Consider the following 12,838-nt stretch of genomic DNA (forward strand, 5'->3'; position numbering starts at 1 on the left):
ACCACTCGCAGCACCCAAACACCCCCATCCCCTGGAGACCACCGCCATGACAGCCCCACTCACACCCGCGTCCCGCTATGCTTTGTCCAACGCACCCCATAGCAGCGTGGAAACCCTGAAGGCCGTCGTGTTGGCCATGCCGATGGCCCGCACGCTGGGGCTGCGCTTCGTCCATGCCGAGCCCGGCCGGGTGGAGGTAGAGATCCCGGTGAGCGAGGCCTTCAGCTTTCGCCCCGGCCAATTGCAGGCCACGGCGGTGTTTGCGGTGGCCGACTTTGCGGCGGTGGCGGCAGCAGGCAGCGTGTTGCCACCCGGCTGGACCAATGCCACCGTGGACACCACCTTGAAAATTGTGGCCCCTGCCCAGGGCGCATGCCTGCGGGCGCGGGGTCGCGTGGTGGATGCGGGGCGCCTGCTCACCGTCTGTGCCGCCGACGTGTGGGCGGTGGATGCCGCCGGGCAGGAGCGGTTGTGCGCCACGCTGCTGGCGACCGCGCGCAATGTCGACCTGGGGGCTACACGCCCACCCCGGGGCTGATCGCTTCGCAGCGCCCGTCAGGCTTTCTGGCGCCGTGCCCGCACCGCCGCCGCCAGTCCTTCAAGCACCGGCACGGTTTGCGCCAGGCTGATGCAGGCATCCGTCACTGACACGCCATGCGTCAACGGCTGGCCGGGCACGATGTCCTGTCGGCCTTCCTGCAGGTGGCTCTCGATCATCAGGCCGGTGATGCGTGCGTCGCCTGCGGCAATCTGTTGCGCCACTTCTGCCGCCACTGTGATCTGGCGCTGGTGCTGCTTGCTGCTGTTGGCGTGGCTCACGTCGATCATCACCTGTTCGCGTAGGCCTGCGGCCTGCAGCAGCGCACAGGCGGCGTCCACGTCGGTCTTTTGGTAGTTGGGCTGCTTGCCGCCCCGCAGGATCACGTGGCAGTCCTGGTTGCCACGGGTCTCAAAAATGGCCGCCTGGCCCATCTTGGTCATGCCCATGAAGGCGTGCGACGCCTGTGCCGCCTGGATCGCGTCGCTCGCCACCTTGATGCCACCGTCGGTGCCGTTCTTGAAACCCACCGGGCAACTCAGGCCGCTGGCCAGCTGGCGGTGGCTCTGGCTCTCGGTCGTGCGCGCGCCGATGGCGCCCCAGCTCACCAGGTCGCTGATGAACTGTGGCGAGAGCAGGTCCAGAAACTCGGTGCCCACGGGCAGACCGGTGGCCAGCACGTCCAGCAGCAGCTTGCGCGCCAGCTCCAGCCCTTCGTTGATGGCGAAGCTGCCGTCCAGGTGCGGGTCGTTGATATAGCCTTTCCAGCCGACGGTGGTGCGGGGCTTCTCAAAGTACACGCGCATCACGATCAGCAGGTCGTCCTTCAGCGCATCGGCCTGTGCCTTCAGGGCCTGGGCGTATTCCATGGCTTGGGCATGGTCGTGGATGGAGCAGGGCCCCACCACCACCACCAGCCGGTCGTCCTGCCCATGCAGCACGCGCGAGATGGCGGCACGACTGGATTCAACCAAGGCCTGCGCAGCCTCGGGTGCGGGCAGCCATTCCTGCAGCAGCGCCGGTGTGATGAGCGGTCGCACGGCCTTGATGCGCGTGTCATCAATGCGCGTGGTGTCGTGGGTGGAGATGGGGGTGGCGGAGCGGTGTGCGTGGGTCATGGTGGCTCCGATTGTCGCGGAGCTGGATTGCAGCCCCTTGTGGCGACCGAACCAGGGCATGGCCGTCAGCACTGGCTGCGGGGGGGAAACTATCTACGGCCTGCGAAACGCCGCGTTCTGCCGCGCCCAGTGGCGCGACTGCAGGTGGTCCACGCGCACCGTGCCACCCGTGGAAGGCGCGTGCACAAAGCGTCCTTCGCCCACGTAGATGCCGGCATGGCTGGGTTGCCGGCCTGTGCCAAACACCACCAGATCGCCTGCGCGCAGTTCGCTGCCGTCGATGGGGAAGCCCCAGGTGTTGAGTTGCGCCACCGTGCGCGGTGGCGGCGTACCCACCTGGTTGCGGTACACATAACCGATGAGGCCGCTGCAATCAAAACCCGAGTCGGGGGTGTTGCCGCCGTAGCGGTACGGCGTACCCACCAGGCCCAGCGCGTGGATGGCGATGTCATGCGCCTGCTCCGCCGTCAGCGGCGGCGTGGTGCGGATGGGGCCCGATGCATTGGGTGAAGAAGGTGGCGGCCGTGAGGTGCCGCAGCCGGCGAGCACCAGCAGGGCGGCAGTACAAGCGGCGGCAAGGCCCGGACGAAGAAGAGCGCGCATGCACGCGAGGGTAATGGATGGAGCGCGGGACCTGTACCTACCCCACCGGCGGTCTGGGGATATTGGCCAACAATGCCGCCAGCGCTTGTCCATCCAGCGCCAGCAGCTATCTTTTTACAACACCCCAAGGATCCTTGTCGCTCCGTTCGCACAGAGGTTCCCGTGTGCCTGTCACGCCACTGCAGTTGCGATGGCGTCCGTGGCGGCGCGCCGCGCCATCAGCCGATTGGCCACGCTCACGATGGCTTGCACCGAGGCGGTCACGATGTTGTGGCTGGCGCCTGCTCCAAAAGTGGAGCCTGCCACGCCGTCCATGGCAGCTTCCACAATGGCCATCGCCTGCGCGTTGGCGCCCGTTCCGGTGGCGCGTTCCTCGTAGTGGTCCACCCGCAGTGGCACGCCCAGTGCATCCACCGTGGCGGCAATCGGCCCGTTGCCCTGGCCGCGCAGGGTCTGGCGCGTGCCGTCGATGGTCACGTCCAGCTCGATGCCCTGGCCGTCTTCATCGATGCGGTGGCTGTGGCAGGTGATGGCGGCCTGTGTTGTGGCGTGTACGGGGGCCTGCAGGTAAGTGGCCTGGAACAGGCTCCACAACGCATCGCCTGTCATCTCGCTTTCGCTCGCGTCCGTCTGGCGCTGCACCACGGCGCTGAACTCCACCTGCATGCGGCGCGGCATCACCACGCCATGTTCACGTTCGAGCAAGAAGGCGATGCCACCCTTGCCCGACTGGCTGTTCACGCGGATCACGCTGTCGTAGGTACGGCCGAGGTCGGCCGGGTCGATGGGCAGGTAGGGTACTTCCCACAAGGCGTTCGGGTCTTGCGCGGCAAAGCCCTTCTTGATCGCGTCCTGGTGCGAGCCCGAAAACGCGGTGAACACCAGGTCGCCCGCATACGGGTGGCGTGGATGCACGGGCAGCGAGGTACATTCCTCGGCAATGCGCGCGACCGAGGTGATGTCCGAGAAGTCCAGGTTCGGCTGCACGCCCTGCGTGTACATGTTGAGCGCCAAGGTCACGATGTCCACATTGCCGCAGCGCTCGCCGTTGCCAAAGAGGCAGCCTTCCACGCGGTCGGCCCCAGCCATCATTGCGAGTTCTGCCGCCGCCACGCCGGTGCCCCGGTCGTTGTGCGGGTGCACTGACAGCACGATGTGCTCGCGCGGTGTGAGGTGGCGATCCATCCACTCGATCTGGTCGGCAAACACGTTGGGCGTGGCGTTCTCTACCGTGGTGGGCAGGTTGATGATGACGGGGCGGCCGGGGCCGGCGTTCCACGCGGCAATCGCGGTCTGGCAGGCCTTGAGGGACACGCTGAGTTCGGTGGCGCTGAAGGTCTCTGGCGAGTACTGCAAGGTCCACTCTGTGCCCGGCTGCGCATCGGTGAGCTGCTTGAGGTAGCCCACATGGTGCGCGATGAGCTGCATCACCTGCGTCACGTTCATGCCAAACACGATGCGCCGCCACGCGGGCGCGGTGGCGTTGTACAGGTGCACGATGGCGCGGGGTGCGCCTTTCACGGCCTCCACGGTGCGTGCGATAAGGTCCTCGCGCGACTGGGTCATGACCATGATGGTCACGTCGTCGGGGATGAGGTTTTCGTCGATGAGGCGGCGCACAAAGTCGAAATCGATTTGCGACGCGGCCGGAAAGCCGACTTCGATTTCCTTGAATCCGATGCGCACCAGCTCATGGAAGAGCTTCATCTTGCGCTCGCCGTTCATCGGCTCGAACAGCGCCTGGTTGCCGTCGCGCAGGTCGGTGGAGAGCCACACGGGCGCGCGGGTGATGCTGCGGGTGGGCCATTGGCGGTCAGTCAATGCGACGGCGGCAATGGGCTGGTATTTGGTAGCGGGCTTGGCAATCATGAGGGGCTCCACGAACGGTGTGTGCGGTGTGCAAGACAAGCACGGTGCACGGGTCAGACGAAATCAATACGAATGACATCCCCTGCAGCCCTTTGCGTGTGCAAAGGCTGGTTCGCGGGCCGGGGTCAGGGGGAGATCAGGTGTTGCGCAAAACGGCAACGGTGGCGAACGCAGGCAGACCCCGGCCAAGCACTAGGCCTAGCGATAGGGTGGATAGGAACATGCTGCGTTGCATAGGGAACCAAAGATAGCACAGCCATGTTGCAGGGCGCAATAAACTTTGGCTAAATCAGCCATTGGCGCCCATATGACAAGCACTGAAAGCTATCAAATTCATAGTACTAGCCGCTGATACGATGGTGCTCTTTGCGCGTACCCGTACGGCCCGGCGTTACCCAAGGAGATCCCATGCCCTACATGCTGCTCATCATGGAACCCCACGGCCAGCGCGCCGAGCGCGGGCTGGAAGGTGGCCAGGAGGCCTATGCCAGCATGCAGCGTTTTGGCCAAAGCCTGCAGGCCCGCGGCCTGCTGCGCGCCAGCGAGTCACTGGCCTCGACCGAGCAGGCTGTGCGGTTGCAGGTGCGCGAGGGGCAGGCCCGCCTCACCGACGGACCGTTTGCCGAGACCAAGGAAATGGTGGGCGGCTTCTTTCTCATCGACTGCGCCACGCGCGACGAGGCCATTGCCATCGCCCGCGAATGCCCGGCCGCCGCCTGGGCCACGGTGGAAGTGCGCGAGGTGGCGCCCTGCTTTGTGTGAAACCGGGTGCGCTGGGCTAGGCTGGGCAGCGCCATGCACCCTTGCGGAAGCACTTGGCTCCACTCCCCCGAGTGGGCTTCCAAAAAATAAATCCGAACTCGCTCCCTTCGCTGTCGAAATCGCGTCTTCCCGTTCGTCGTGCAGAAGAAGGCCCTGGATTGCGCCATGGCCAGCCCCTTCTATCCACAACCTCTGGAGGACATTTCCATGCGATTCATGATCATCATCCAGGCCACCGCCGAATCAGAACAGGGCTGCAAGCCGACCGCAGCCCTGATGACAGCGATGGCCCGCTACCACGAAGAACTCGCGCGGGCCGGTGTGCTGCTGGACGCCAGTGGCCTGCAGCCCTCCTCCAAGGGCTGGCGCGTGGGCTACGGCACCAGCGGCACCCGCACCGTCACCGACGGCCCGTTCACAGAGACCAAGGAGCTGATCGCGGGCTACACACTCATCCAGGTGCGCAGCCGCGATGAGGCGCTGGAATGGACACGCCGCTTCCCCAACCCGCGCGGCGAGGGCCTGGATGCCGAGATCGAGGTGCGCCAGCTGTTCGAGATGGAAGACTTTGCCGGTGTGGATGGTGTCGAGCAGTTCCGCGACCTTGAAGCCCTGCGCGGCTGATGCCATGACACGAAAGGCATCCTCCATGGTCAAGACCATCGCCCTCGTGCTGCTGGCGGCCCTGGCGCTGCTGCTGGCGTTTGCCGCCACCCGCCCCGACACCTTCCGTGTGGAGCGCAGCCGCGTGATCCCCGCACCGCCTGAGCGCCTGTATGGGCTCATCCATGACCTGCGCCAGTTCAACACCTGGAACCCCTACGAGCGCAAGGACCCTGGCATCCAGGGCGAATACAGCGCCACCACCACCGGCCCAGGCGCGCGCTATGCCTGGCGGGGCGACAAGGTGGGTGTGGGCAGCATGGAGATCGTGGACGCCACCGCTCCCCGGCGTGTGGGCATGAAGCTCGACTTTGTGAAGCCCTTTGAAGCCCACAACGAGGTGGAATTCACTTTGCAGCCCGAAGGCGCGGGCGCCACCCGCGTCACCTGGTCCATGCAAGGCCCCGTGCCCTACCTGGCCAAGATTGCGCACCTGGTGTTCAACATGGACCGCATGGTGGGGCAAGACTTTGAAGACGGGCTGGCCAACCTGCAGGCCGTTGCACAAAAGCCCGGCGCCTGAACCACCGGCCCCTCTGCAGCCCTTTGCCAAACACACCTGTTTCGCCTTACCTTCCAACCCTTCGGGAGACCTTCATGCACAAACACATCTTCGTGAACCTGCCCATTGAGAACATGGCCCGCTCGCAGGCGTTCTTCCGCGCGCTGGGTTACGAGTTCAACCCCGAGTTCACCAACGACCAGGGTGCCTGCCTGGTGATGGGCGAAAACCTCTTCGTGATGCTGCTGGTCAAGAGCTTCTATCAAACCTTCACCGACAAAACGATTGCCGACGCACGCACCACGTCGGAGGTGCTGGTTTGCTTCTCGTGCAGCAGTCGCGAAGAGGTCGACGCGCTGGTGGACAAGGCCGTGGCAGCAGGCGCCACCATACCCCGCCCGGCGCAGGATCTGGGCTTCATGTACTCGCGCAGCTTTGATGACCTCGACGGCCACACCTGGGAGTTTGTGTACATGGTGGACGCCAGCCAGGCCAAGGGCTCTGAGAAGGTGTGAATGAATCCCTCTGCGCTGCCCGACCGCGGTGCCCTGCACCGCAGCATCGACTCGGTGTGGCGTATCGAGGCCGCGCGCATCATCGCCAGCGTGGCGCGCATGACACGCGATGTGGGCCGGGCCGAAGAGCTGGCGCAGGACGCTTTGGTGGCCGCGCTGGAGCACTGGCCCACCACGGGCCTGCCCGCCAACCCGGGGGCATGGCTCATGACCACCGCCAAGCGCCGCGCCATCGACCACCTGCGCCAGCAGGCGCTGCACCAGCGCGAGCACGAGGCACTGGGCCTCGACCTCGAAGCGCTCGAAGCCCAGTACGCGCCCGATGTGGTGGACACCCTGATGCACGCCGAACAGGACGACATCGGCGACGACCTGCTGCGCCTGATCTTCACCGCCTGCCACCCCGTGCTGCCCACCGAGGCGCGGGTGGCGCTCACGCTGCGGCTGCTGGGCGGCCTCACCACGGCCGAGATCGCGCGCGCCTTCCTGGTGCCCGAGCCCACCGTGGCCCAGCGCATCGTGCGTGCCAAGCGCAGCCTCACGGCCGCGCATGTGCCGTATGAAGTGCCCGGCGCGGCCGAGCGCGCGCCGCGCCTGGCCTCGGTGCTGGAGGTGATCTACCTCATCTTCAACGAAGGTTATGCCGCCACGGCGGGCGACGACTGGATGCGCCCTGCGCTGTGCGGCGAGGCCCAGCGTCTGGTGCGGGTGCTGGCCAGCCTGGTGCCCGGCGAACCCGAGGTGCAAGGCCTGGTGGCGCTGCTCGAAATCCAGGCCTCGCGCCTGCCCGCGCGCACCGATGCGCAGGGACAGCCCGTGCTGCTGATGGACCAGGACCGCGCGCGCTGGGACCACCTGCTGGTGCGTCGGGGGGTGGTGGCGCTCGACAAGGCTGAGCAGCTGGCCCGCGCAGGCCACGCCTGGGGGCCCTACGCACTGCAGGGTGCGATTGCCGCCTGCCATGCCCGTGCCAGGCGCGCCGAAGACACCGACTGGGCCCACATCGTGGCTCTGTACGACGCGCTGCTGCAGGTGGCGCCCTCCCCCGTGGTGGCGCTGAACCGCGCCGTGGCCGTGGGCATGGCCGAGGGGCCGGAGGCCGCACTGGCGCTGGTCGATGCCCTGGCAGGCGACCCGCTGCTGCGCCACTACCACTGGCTGCCCAGCGTGCGCGGCGACCTGCTGGCCAAGCTGGGCCGGCGGGCCGAGGCGCGCGCCGAGTTCGAGCGCGCAGCCAGCCTCACCCGCAACGCGCAGGAAAAGGCGCTGCTGCTGGCCCGTGCCTGCAGCTGAAGGCCGGTGTTGTGCTCCCCCTCACCCCGCTGCAAGGACACCCCCCTCATGCCCCACCCTGCCCCTGAATACCCGCTGGAAGGCGGCTGCACTTGCCGCCATGTGCGCTACCGCCTGTTGGCGCCCCCACTGTTTGTGCACTGCTGCCACTGCCGCTGGTGCCAGCGCGAAAGCGGCGCGGCCTTTGCGCTGAACGCGATGATCGAGGCCGACCGCGTGGAGCTGCTCGCAGGCACCCCTGCGATGGTGCACACCCCGTCAGCAAGCGGCATGGGACAGCAGATCGCGCGTTGCCCGCGCTGCCAGGTGGCGGTCTGGAGCCACTACGCAGGCGCGGGGCCCGTGATGGCGTTTGTGCGCGTGGGCACGCTGGATGCGCCCGACCACCTGCCGCCCGACATCCATATCTTCACGGCCTCCAAACAGCCCTGGGTGGTGTTGCCGCCGGGGATGCCCGCCGTGGCGGAATATTACGAACGCGAGGGGTTGTGGCCTGCGCAAAGCATCGCCCGTCGCCAGGCGGTGCTGCCGCGCATCCAGGCCTACCGTGCGGCTGCAGGGCTTGACCCGGCCTGATGGCGTGTGCCGGGTGGGGGGCTCAGCGCCGGCGGCGCTTTTTGATGGTCTGGCCTTGCGGCGTGGCTGCCTTGGGTGCCAGCCCAAGGGCGGCGCGGGCCAGCGTATCGGCTGCGCCATTGCGGTGGCGGGGAATCCACTGGACCTGGGCTTGTGGGAACAGCCGCAGTGTCTGGCGTGCTTCGCCAAACAGCGTTGCCAGTCGCGCAATAGGTGCCGCTGGATGACCGCCCAACTGCTCCACCAGCACGCTGTTGTCGCTGAACACCTGCACCGGCGTCGATGCTGCCAGCCCTTGCTGCGCCAGCCACTGCAGCGCCTGCATCAGCGCGCGCAGCTCTGCCTCGTTGTTGCAGCCGGTGAAGGTGGTGGCTTCGGAGATCTGGTGCTGCACGGTCCCGTCGGGGCCGGTCAGCACGGCCCCCAGGCCCATGCGCCCCGGGTTGGGCCAGGCGCTGCCGTCGCAGTGGATCACCCAGGCGCCGGGGGTGAGCGGTGCGGCCGCCTGTGCGGCTGTCACTTGTAGAAAGCTTCTACCGTGCCTTTGATCTTGATGAGCAGCGGCTGGCCCTTGCGGTCCACCGTTTTGCCTGCGGGCACCTTCACCCAGCCTTCGCTGATGCAGTATTCCTCCACATCAAAACGCTCCTTGCCGTTCAGGCGGATGCCGATGTCGTGCTCGAACACGGCGGCCACATGGTGCGGGCTGCGGGGGTTGACCGACAGGTGGTCGGGCAGGGGCGGCAGGGCGGGGGTGTTGGGGGTGGTGGCTTCGGTCATAGAGGTCTCGGCGAGAAAGGAGAAAACGCAAAGCGCGGATTCTCCGGCATTTGGGGTGCTGGCCTTCCCAGCGTTCGATCATCGCCCCAGCGGCGCCACGCCGATCAGCCACGCATGACCCCAGAACGCAAAGCCCGCCCAGGCCACTGCACCCACCACCACCGCCGCCGCCGTACCTGCAGCGCTGCCTGCCGCGTACACGGTGCCCTGCGCCCGGTCGCGCTGGCGTGCGGCGCGAAAGCTCAGCACCGCCCACAGCAGGAAGCTGCCAAACAGCAGCACGTCGGCCAGGTTGCCGTTGGACAGCAGATGTGCCAGCGCCCACACCTTCACCCCCAGCACCATAGGGTGGTGCAGCCGGGCCTTGATCGCATTGCGCGGCACATAGGTGGCAGCCAGCAGCACAAAGGCGATCAGCGTCAGCAGCGCCGCCGCGTGCCGCATGCCAATGGGCGGCACCCACAGCACCACGGGCTGCTGCCGCGCCAGGCCGTAGCCCCAGACGATGAGCGCCAGGCCCACGGCCGAGACCAGCGAATAGAGCCCCTTCCATGGCATCTCCCCCATGCGCGCCCGCGTCTGCGTGCGCCAGCCATCGGCCACGATGCGCACCGAGTGCACGCCGAGAAACAGCACCAGTCCCAGTACCAGAAGCCACATGGTCAAGCCTTTCATTCGAGGGGGATCAAGGGTCGTCGCAGCGCAGCTGCCTGTTGTCCACTGGCGAGTATGCCGCCTGTTTTCTGAAAAGTTGAAGCCAGAAGTGCCCGTAGCGCTTATGAATCATGCGCTAGTAGCTATATTTTTGATAGTGATAGTCCCTTGCCTCCTAGGGAAAAGAGACAAGGCTCTGTCACTACTCAGCATGTTTTGCCAGCAGCGCCCCCACTGCCGGTTTGGCGCAGCGCTGCAGCGTTTGCAGCAGTGCGTAGCTGGGCTCGGCCACCCGCCAGCGGGTGCGCAGGTCGTGCTGCATGCGGGCCAGCAGCGCAGCGGCCATCTCGGCATCGGCCAGCGCCCGGTGGGCCTGGCCTGTGCGCGGCAGGCCGTGGTAGTCCACCAGCGTGCCCAGCTTGTGGCTGGGCGCCTGCGGATACAGGCGCCGCGACAGCAGCACCGTGCACGCAAACGGATGCGGCGCGGGCAGCCCGGCCAGGGCCAGCTCGGCCTGCCAGAACTTGCTGTCGAACGATGCGTTGTGCGCCACCATGGGCGCATCGCCCACAAAACGCGCGGCATCCTGCATCACCTGTGTCGCGTCGGGCGCGGCGTTCACCATCGCGTTGGTGATGCCGGTGAGCTGGGTGATGAAGGACGGAATCCACACCCCGGTCTTCATCAAACTCTGGAATCGGTCCACCACCTGGCCGTCTTCCAGCAGCACGATGGCCACCTCGGTCGCGCGCGCGCCCTGGCCGGGCGAGACGCCGGTGGTTTCAAAGTCGATGACGGCGATGGGGGGCATGGGCTTGCGTGCGAAAAGGAAGGATTGTGCCGCCGCACCTGCGCGCCATCCTGTGCGCCCTGCGGGCCTGTGTGTCCACGTGCCCATCCAAGTGGGTGGCCTACACTGCCCCACCCCGTTTCTGGATGCATGGAGCCGAGCAACCCATGAAGAACCACACCACCCAACCCGCCTGGCTCCATGCCGCCCTGGACTACCTGCCGCAGTGGCTGGACCTGCAACTGGAGCGCTACCGCCAGCCCGGGTGTTCCGTGGCCATTGCACGCGGCGGCGAGACCGTGGCCGAGCTGGCCCTGGGCGTGGCCGACATGCGCACCCACCAACCCCTCACGCCCCGGCACCGCCTGCGCATCGCGTCGCACTCCAAGAGCTTTACGGCAGCGGGCGTCATGCTGCTGCGCGAGCAGGGAAAGGTCGGGCTGGACGACCCCATTGGCCGCTATGTCGATGGCCTGCACAAGGACCTGGCGCGGGCGCGCATTGGCGAGCTGCTCTCGCACGGCGCGGGCGTGACGCGTGACGGGCCCGATGCCGGCCAGTTCCTGGACCGGCGGCCGTATCTCTCCCGCGCCGAGCTGCTGGCGGACCTGCGCCACAAGCCACCACTGGAGACGGGGGTGCAGCTCAAGTACTCGAACCACGGCTACGGCCTGCTGGGGCTGATGATGGAGCAGGTCACCGGCACGGAGTACGCCAGCTGGATGGTGCGCCATGTGATCGACGCCGCAGGCTTGCAGGAAACCGTGCCCGACATGCCGCGCCTGGCGCGGGACGCCCCTATGGCCGTGGGCCACAGCAGCGAGTTTCCGTTCGGTCAGCGCCTCATCGTGCCGGGCGACAACCGGTGCGATGCCATGGCCCCGGCGGCCGGGTTTGTATCCACCGCGTCGGATGTGGCCCGCTTCTTTTCGCAGCTGGCGCCCGACAGCCAGCGCAGCATCCTGTCGCCCGCGAGCCGCCGCGAGATGGCGCAGCGCCGCTGGCGCGACCCCTGCAACCTGTTCGAGTCCCACTACGGCCTGGGCACCATGCTCAGCGCGCCGGGCCCGCGTGAATGGATGGGCCACACCGGCAGTCTGCAAGGGTTCCTGTCACGCACCGCGCGCTACCCCGCGCTCGATTTGACGGTGACGGTGCTCACCAACGCGCAGGACGGCCTGTCCACGGAGTGGGTGGAAGGCATTGCCAGCATCTTGTTTGCGTTCCAGCAGCATGGTGCGCCGGGCAAAAAGGAAGCCGCCTGGGCGGGGCGCTGGTGGAGCCTGTGGGGCGCCAGCGACCTGGTGCCCATGGGCAAGGTGGTGTGCCAGGTGGTGCCCGCCATGTTCGTGCCCTTCAACGCCGCCACCACGGAGCTGGCCATCACCGGGCGCGACACCGGCGTGGTCCAGAAAGCCTCGGCCTACGCCAGCCCCGGCCAGCCGGTGCGCCGCGTGCGCGATGCCAGCGGCGCCGCCACCGAGCTGTGGGTGGGTGGCACCCAGCTGTTGCCCAAGGACGCCATGGTGGCCGAGGCCACCCAGCGCTATCGCAAGGCGCGCCGCACTCCGCGCTGATCCTGGCGGGCCGGGCCTCAGCGCTTGGGGTGCGCTGCAAAAAACCGCAGCATCTCCGCCGTGGCATTGACCCCGGCAGGGTCGGTGTGGCTGCCGCCCGCATGCCCACCGGCCCACGCGTGCCCTGCGCCGTGCAGCACCCAGTGTTCTGCCACCACCGTGCCAGTCAGTGCGCTGGCCGACGGGGCGCCACCCGCCACGGTGTACACCTTGCGGGTGTAGCTCTGGCCACCACGGGACTGGCCCTGGTGCACGGTCTCCACCGTCGTCTGGCCGTCACCTGGGGCCGTGGCCAGTGCTGACAGCGTTGCCTCGATGAGCTGTTCACCGTTGTGCGCATGTACGGTGGTGTCGGCGTCGCCGTGGAACACGATGATCGGCGGGGGCGGCAGGGCTGGTGCGTGAGCGACGTGGTGCGCAGCGGCACCCAGTTTGGCCCCGTTCTTCATCGCCGACAGTGCGCCCATCACGTTGTGCGCTGCACCCGCCTGCAGGCCGGAGTGCACGCCCACGGCCGCAAACAGGTCGGGGTATTCGCGGCCCAGCAGCGCGGCCATGGCGCCGCCGGCCGACAGCCCTGCCACGTAGACGCGTTGTG

Annotated in this window: 16 protein-coding genes; 8 read left to right on the plus strand and 8 right to left on the minus strand. The window is 67.3% G+C overall.

All coding sequences use genetic code 11. From position 1 onward, the window contains the following. The first annotated feature begins 136 nt into the window (after nt 1-136). Complete coding sequence (locus ISS20_RS03115; protein ID WP_291433619.1) at nt 137-538, plus strand: PaaI family thioesterase; 402 nt, start codon at nt 137-139, stop codon at nt 536-538. Nucleotides 539-555: 17 nt separating this feature from the next. On the opposite strand, the gene ISS20_RS03120 is transcribed toward ISS20_RS03115, so the two are convergent. The 3 genes from ISS20_RS03120 to leuA form a co-directional block, all read right to left on the minus strand. Then, nucleotides 556-1,656, minus strand: coding sequence for a 3-deoxy-7-phosphoheptulonate synthase (locus ISS20_RS03120; protein ID WP_291433589.1), 1,101 nt, complete (start codon nt 1,654-1,656; stop codon nt 556-558). A gap of 93 nt (nt 1,657-1,749) precedes the next feature. Then, nucleotides 1,750-2,259, minus strand: coding sequence for a C40 family peptidase (locus tag ISS20_RS03125; protein WP_291433591.1), 510 nt, complete (start codon nt 2,257-2,259; stop codon nt 1,750-1,752). A gap of 171 nt (nt 2,260-2,430) precedes the next feature. Then, nucleotides 2,431-4,128: a 2-isopropylmalate synthase gene (leuA, locus tag ISS20_RS03130; RefSeq protein WP_291433593.1), complete on the minus strand. Its 1,698-nt coding sequence runs from the start codon at nt 4,126-4,128 to the stop codon at nt 2,431-2,433. A 408-nt stretch (nt 4,129-4,536) separates the two neighbouring features. On the opposite strand from leuA, the gene ISS20_RS03135 reads away from it, so the two are divergent. The 6 genes from ISS20_RS03135 (at nt 4,537) to ISS20_RS03160 (ending at nt 8,439) form a co-directional block, all read left to right on the plus strand. Beyond that, nucleotides 4,537-4,890 carry a YciI family protein gene (locus tag ISS20_RS03135; RefSeq protein ID WP_291433595.1) on the plus strand — a complete coding sequence of 118 codons (354 nt, stop codon included), beginning with the start codon at nt 4,537-4,539 and terminating at the stop codon, nt 4,888-4,890. A 207-nt stretch (nt 4,891-5,097) separates the two neighbouring features. Next, nucleotides 5,098-5,514 carry a YciI family protein gene (locus ISS20_RS03140; RefSeq protein ID WP_291433597.1) on the plus strand — a complete coding sequence of 139 codons (417 nt, stop codon included), beginning with the start codon at nt 5,098-5,100 and terminating at the stop codon, nt 5,512-5,514. 25 nt (nt 5,515-5,539) lie between these two features. After that, nucleotides 5,540-6,076 (plus strand): SRPBCC family protein, encoded by a 537-nt coding sequence (locus ISS20_RS03145; protein WP_291433599.1) that lies wholly within the window; start codon nt 5,540-5,542, stop codon nt 6,074-6,076. A 74-nt stretch (nt 6,077-6,150) separates the two neighbouring features. Beyond that, nucleotides 6,151-6,570, plus strand: a complete 420-nt coding sequence (locus ISS20_RS03150) for a VOC family protein (protein ID WP_291433601.1) — start codon at nt 6,151-6,153, stop codon at nt 6,568-6,570. After that, on the plus strand, nt 6,571-7,863 hold the full coding sequence (locus ISS20_RS03155; protein WP_291433603.1) for an RNA polymerase sigma factor: 1,293 nt from the start codon (nt 6,571-6,573) through the stop codon (nt 7,861-7,863). 48 nt (nt 7,864-7,911) lie between these two features. Beyond that, the gene (locus tag ISS20_RS03160; RefSeq protein ID WP_291433605.1) at nt 7,912-8,439 is read left to right on the plus strand and encodes a GFA family protein; all 528 of its coding nucleotides are present in this window, start codon (nt 7,912-7,914) and stop codon (nt 8,437-8,439) included. A gap of 22 nt (nt 8,440-8,461) precedes the next feature. Here the strand turns inward: ISS20_RS03160 and ISS20_RS03165 are convergent, their stop codons facing one another. The 4 genes from ISS20_RS03165 to ISS20_RS03180 form a co-directional block, all read right to left on the minus strand. Beyond that, nucleotides 8,462-8,959, minus strand: coding sequence for a ribonuclease HI family protein (locus ISS20_RS03165; protein ID WP_291433607.1), 498 nt, complete (start codon nt 8,957-8,959; stop codon nt 8,462-8,464). After that, nucleotides 8,956-9,219 carry a DUF3297 family protein gene (locus tag ISS20_RS03170; RefSeq protein ID WP_015011863.1) on the minus strand — a complete coding sequence of 88 codons (264 nt, stop codon included), beginning with the start codon at nt 9,217-9,219 and terminating at the stop codon, nt 8,956-8,958. The genes ISS20_RS03165 and ISS20_RS03170 overlap by 4 nt, the downstream gene beginning before the upstream one ends. 78 nt (nt 9,220-9,297) lie before the next feature. Continuing rightward, a complete protein-coding gene (locus ISS20_RS03175) occupies nt 9,298-9,879 on the minus strand; it encodes an NnrU family protein (RefSeq protein ID WP_291433611.1) in 582 nt (193 codons plus the stop codon). 196 nt (nt 9,880-10,075) lie between these two features. Then, a complete protein-coding gene (locus ISS20_RS03180; RefSeq protein ID WP_291433613.1) occupies nt 10,076-10,684 on the minus strand; it encodes a 3'-5' exonuclease in 609 nt (202 codons plus the stop codon). 146 nt (nt 10,685-10,830) lie between these two features. Here ISS20_RS03180 and ISS20_RS03185 point away from each other — a divergent pair, with 146 nt between their 5' ends. Continuing rightward, nucleotides 10,831-12,240, plus strand: a complete 1,410-nt coding sequence (locus ISS20_RS03185) for a serine hydrolase domain-containing protein (protein ID WP_291433615.1) — start codon at nt 10,831-10,833, stop codon at nt 12,238-12,240. Between the two features lie 17 nt (nt 12,241-12,257). Here the strand turns inward: ISS20_RS03185 and ISS20_RS03190 are convergent. Continuing rightward, a partial coding sequence (locus tag ISS20_RS03190) for a PHB depolymerase family esterase (RefSeq protein WP_291433617.1) occupies nt 12,258-12,838 on the minus strand: 581 nt, incomplete at its 5' end.

Source organism: Acidovorax sp., assembly GCF_016783915.1.
In the GTDB taxonomy this organism is placed as follows: domain Bacteria; phylum Pseudomonadota; class Gammaproteobacteria; order Burkholderiales; family Burkholderiaceae_C; genus Acidovorax.

Coding starts and splice junctions, on each gene's coding strand:
- ISS20_RS03115 (WP_291433619.1), top strand. CDS start 137: ATGCCGATGGCCCGCACGCTGGGGCTGCGCTTCGTCCATGCCGAGCCC.
- ISS20_RS03120 (WP_291433589.1), bottom strand. CDS start 1,656: ATGACCCACGCACACCGCTCCGCCACCCCCATCTCCACCCACGACACC.
- ISS20_RS03125 (WP_291433591.1), bottom strand. CDS start 2,259: ATGCGCGCTCTTCTTCGTCCGGGCCTTGCCGCCGCTTGTACTGCCGCC.
- leuA (WP_291433593.1), bottom strand. CDS start 4,128: ATGATTGCCAAGCCCGCTACCAAATACCAGCCCATTGCCGCCGTCGCA.
- ISS20_RS03135 (WP_291433595.1), top strand. CDS start 4,537: ATGCCCTACATGCTGCTCATCATGGAACCCCACGGCCAGCGCGCCGAG.
- ISS20_RS03140 (WP_291433597.1), top strand. CDS start 5,098: ATGCGATTCATGATCATCATCCAGGCCACCGCCGAATCAGAACAGGGC.
- ISS20_RS03145 (WP_291433599.1), top strand. CDS start 5,540: ATGGTCAAGACCATCGCCCTCGTGCTGCTGGCGGCCCTGGCGCTGCTG.
- ISS20_RS03150 (WP_291433601.1), top strand. CDS start 6,151: ATGCACAAACACATCTTCGTGAACCTGCCCATTGAGAACATGGCCCGC.
- ISS20_RS03155 (WP_291433603.1), top strand. CDS start 6,571: ATGAATCCCTCTGCGCTGCCCGACCGCGGTGCCCTGCACCGCAGCATC.
- ISS20_RS03160 (WP_291433605.1), top strand. CDS start 7,912: ATGCCCCACCCTGCCCCTGAATACCCGCTGGAAGGCGGCTGCACTTGC.
- ISS20_RS03170 (WP_015011863.1), bottom strand. CDS start 9,219: ATGACCGAAGCCACCACCCCCAACACCCCCGCCCTGCCGCCCCTGCCC.
- ISS20_RS03175 (WP_291433611.1), bottom strand. CDS start 9,879: ATGTGGCTTCTGGTACTGGGACTGGTGCTGTTTCTCGGCGTGCACTCG.
- ISS20_RS03180 (WP_291433613.1), bottom strand. CDS start 10,684: ATGCCCCCCATCGCCGTCATCGACTTTGAAACCACCGGCGTCTCGCCC.
- ISS20_RS03185 (WP_291433615.1), top strand. CDS start 10,831: ATGAAGAACCACACCACCCAACCCGCCTGGCTCCATGCCGCCCTGGAC.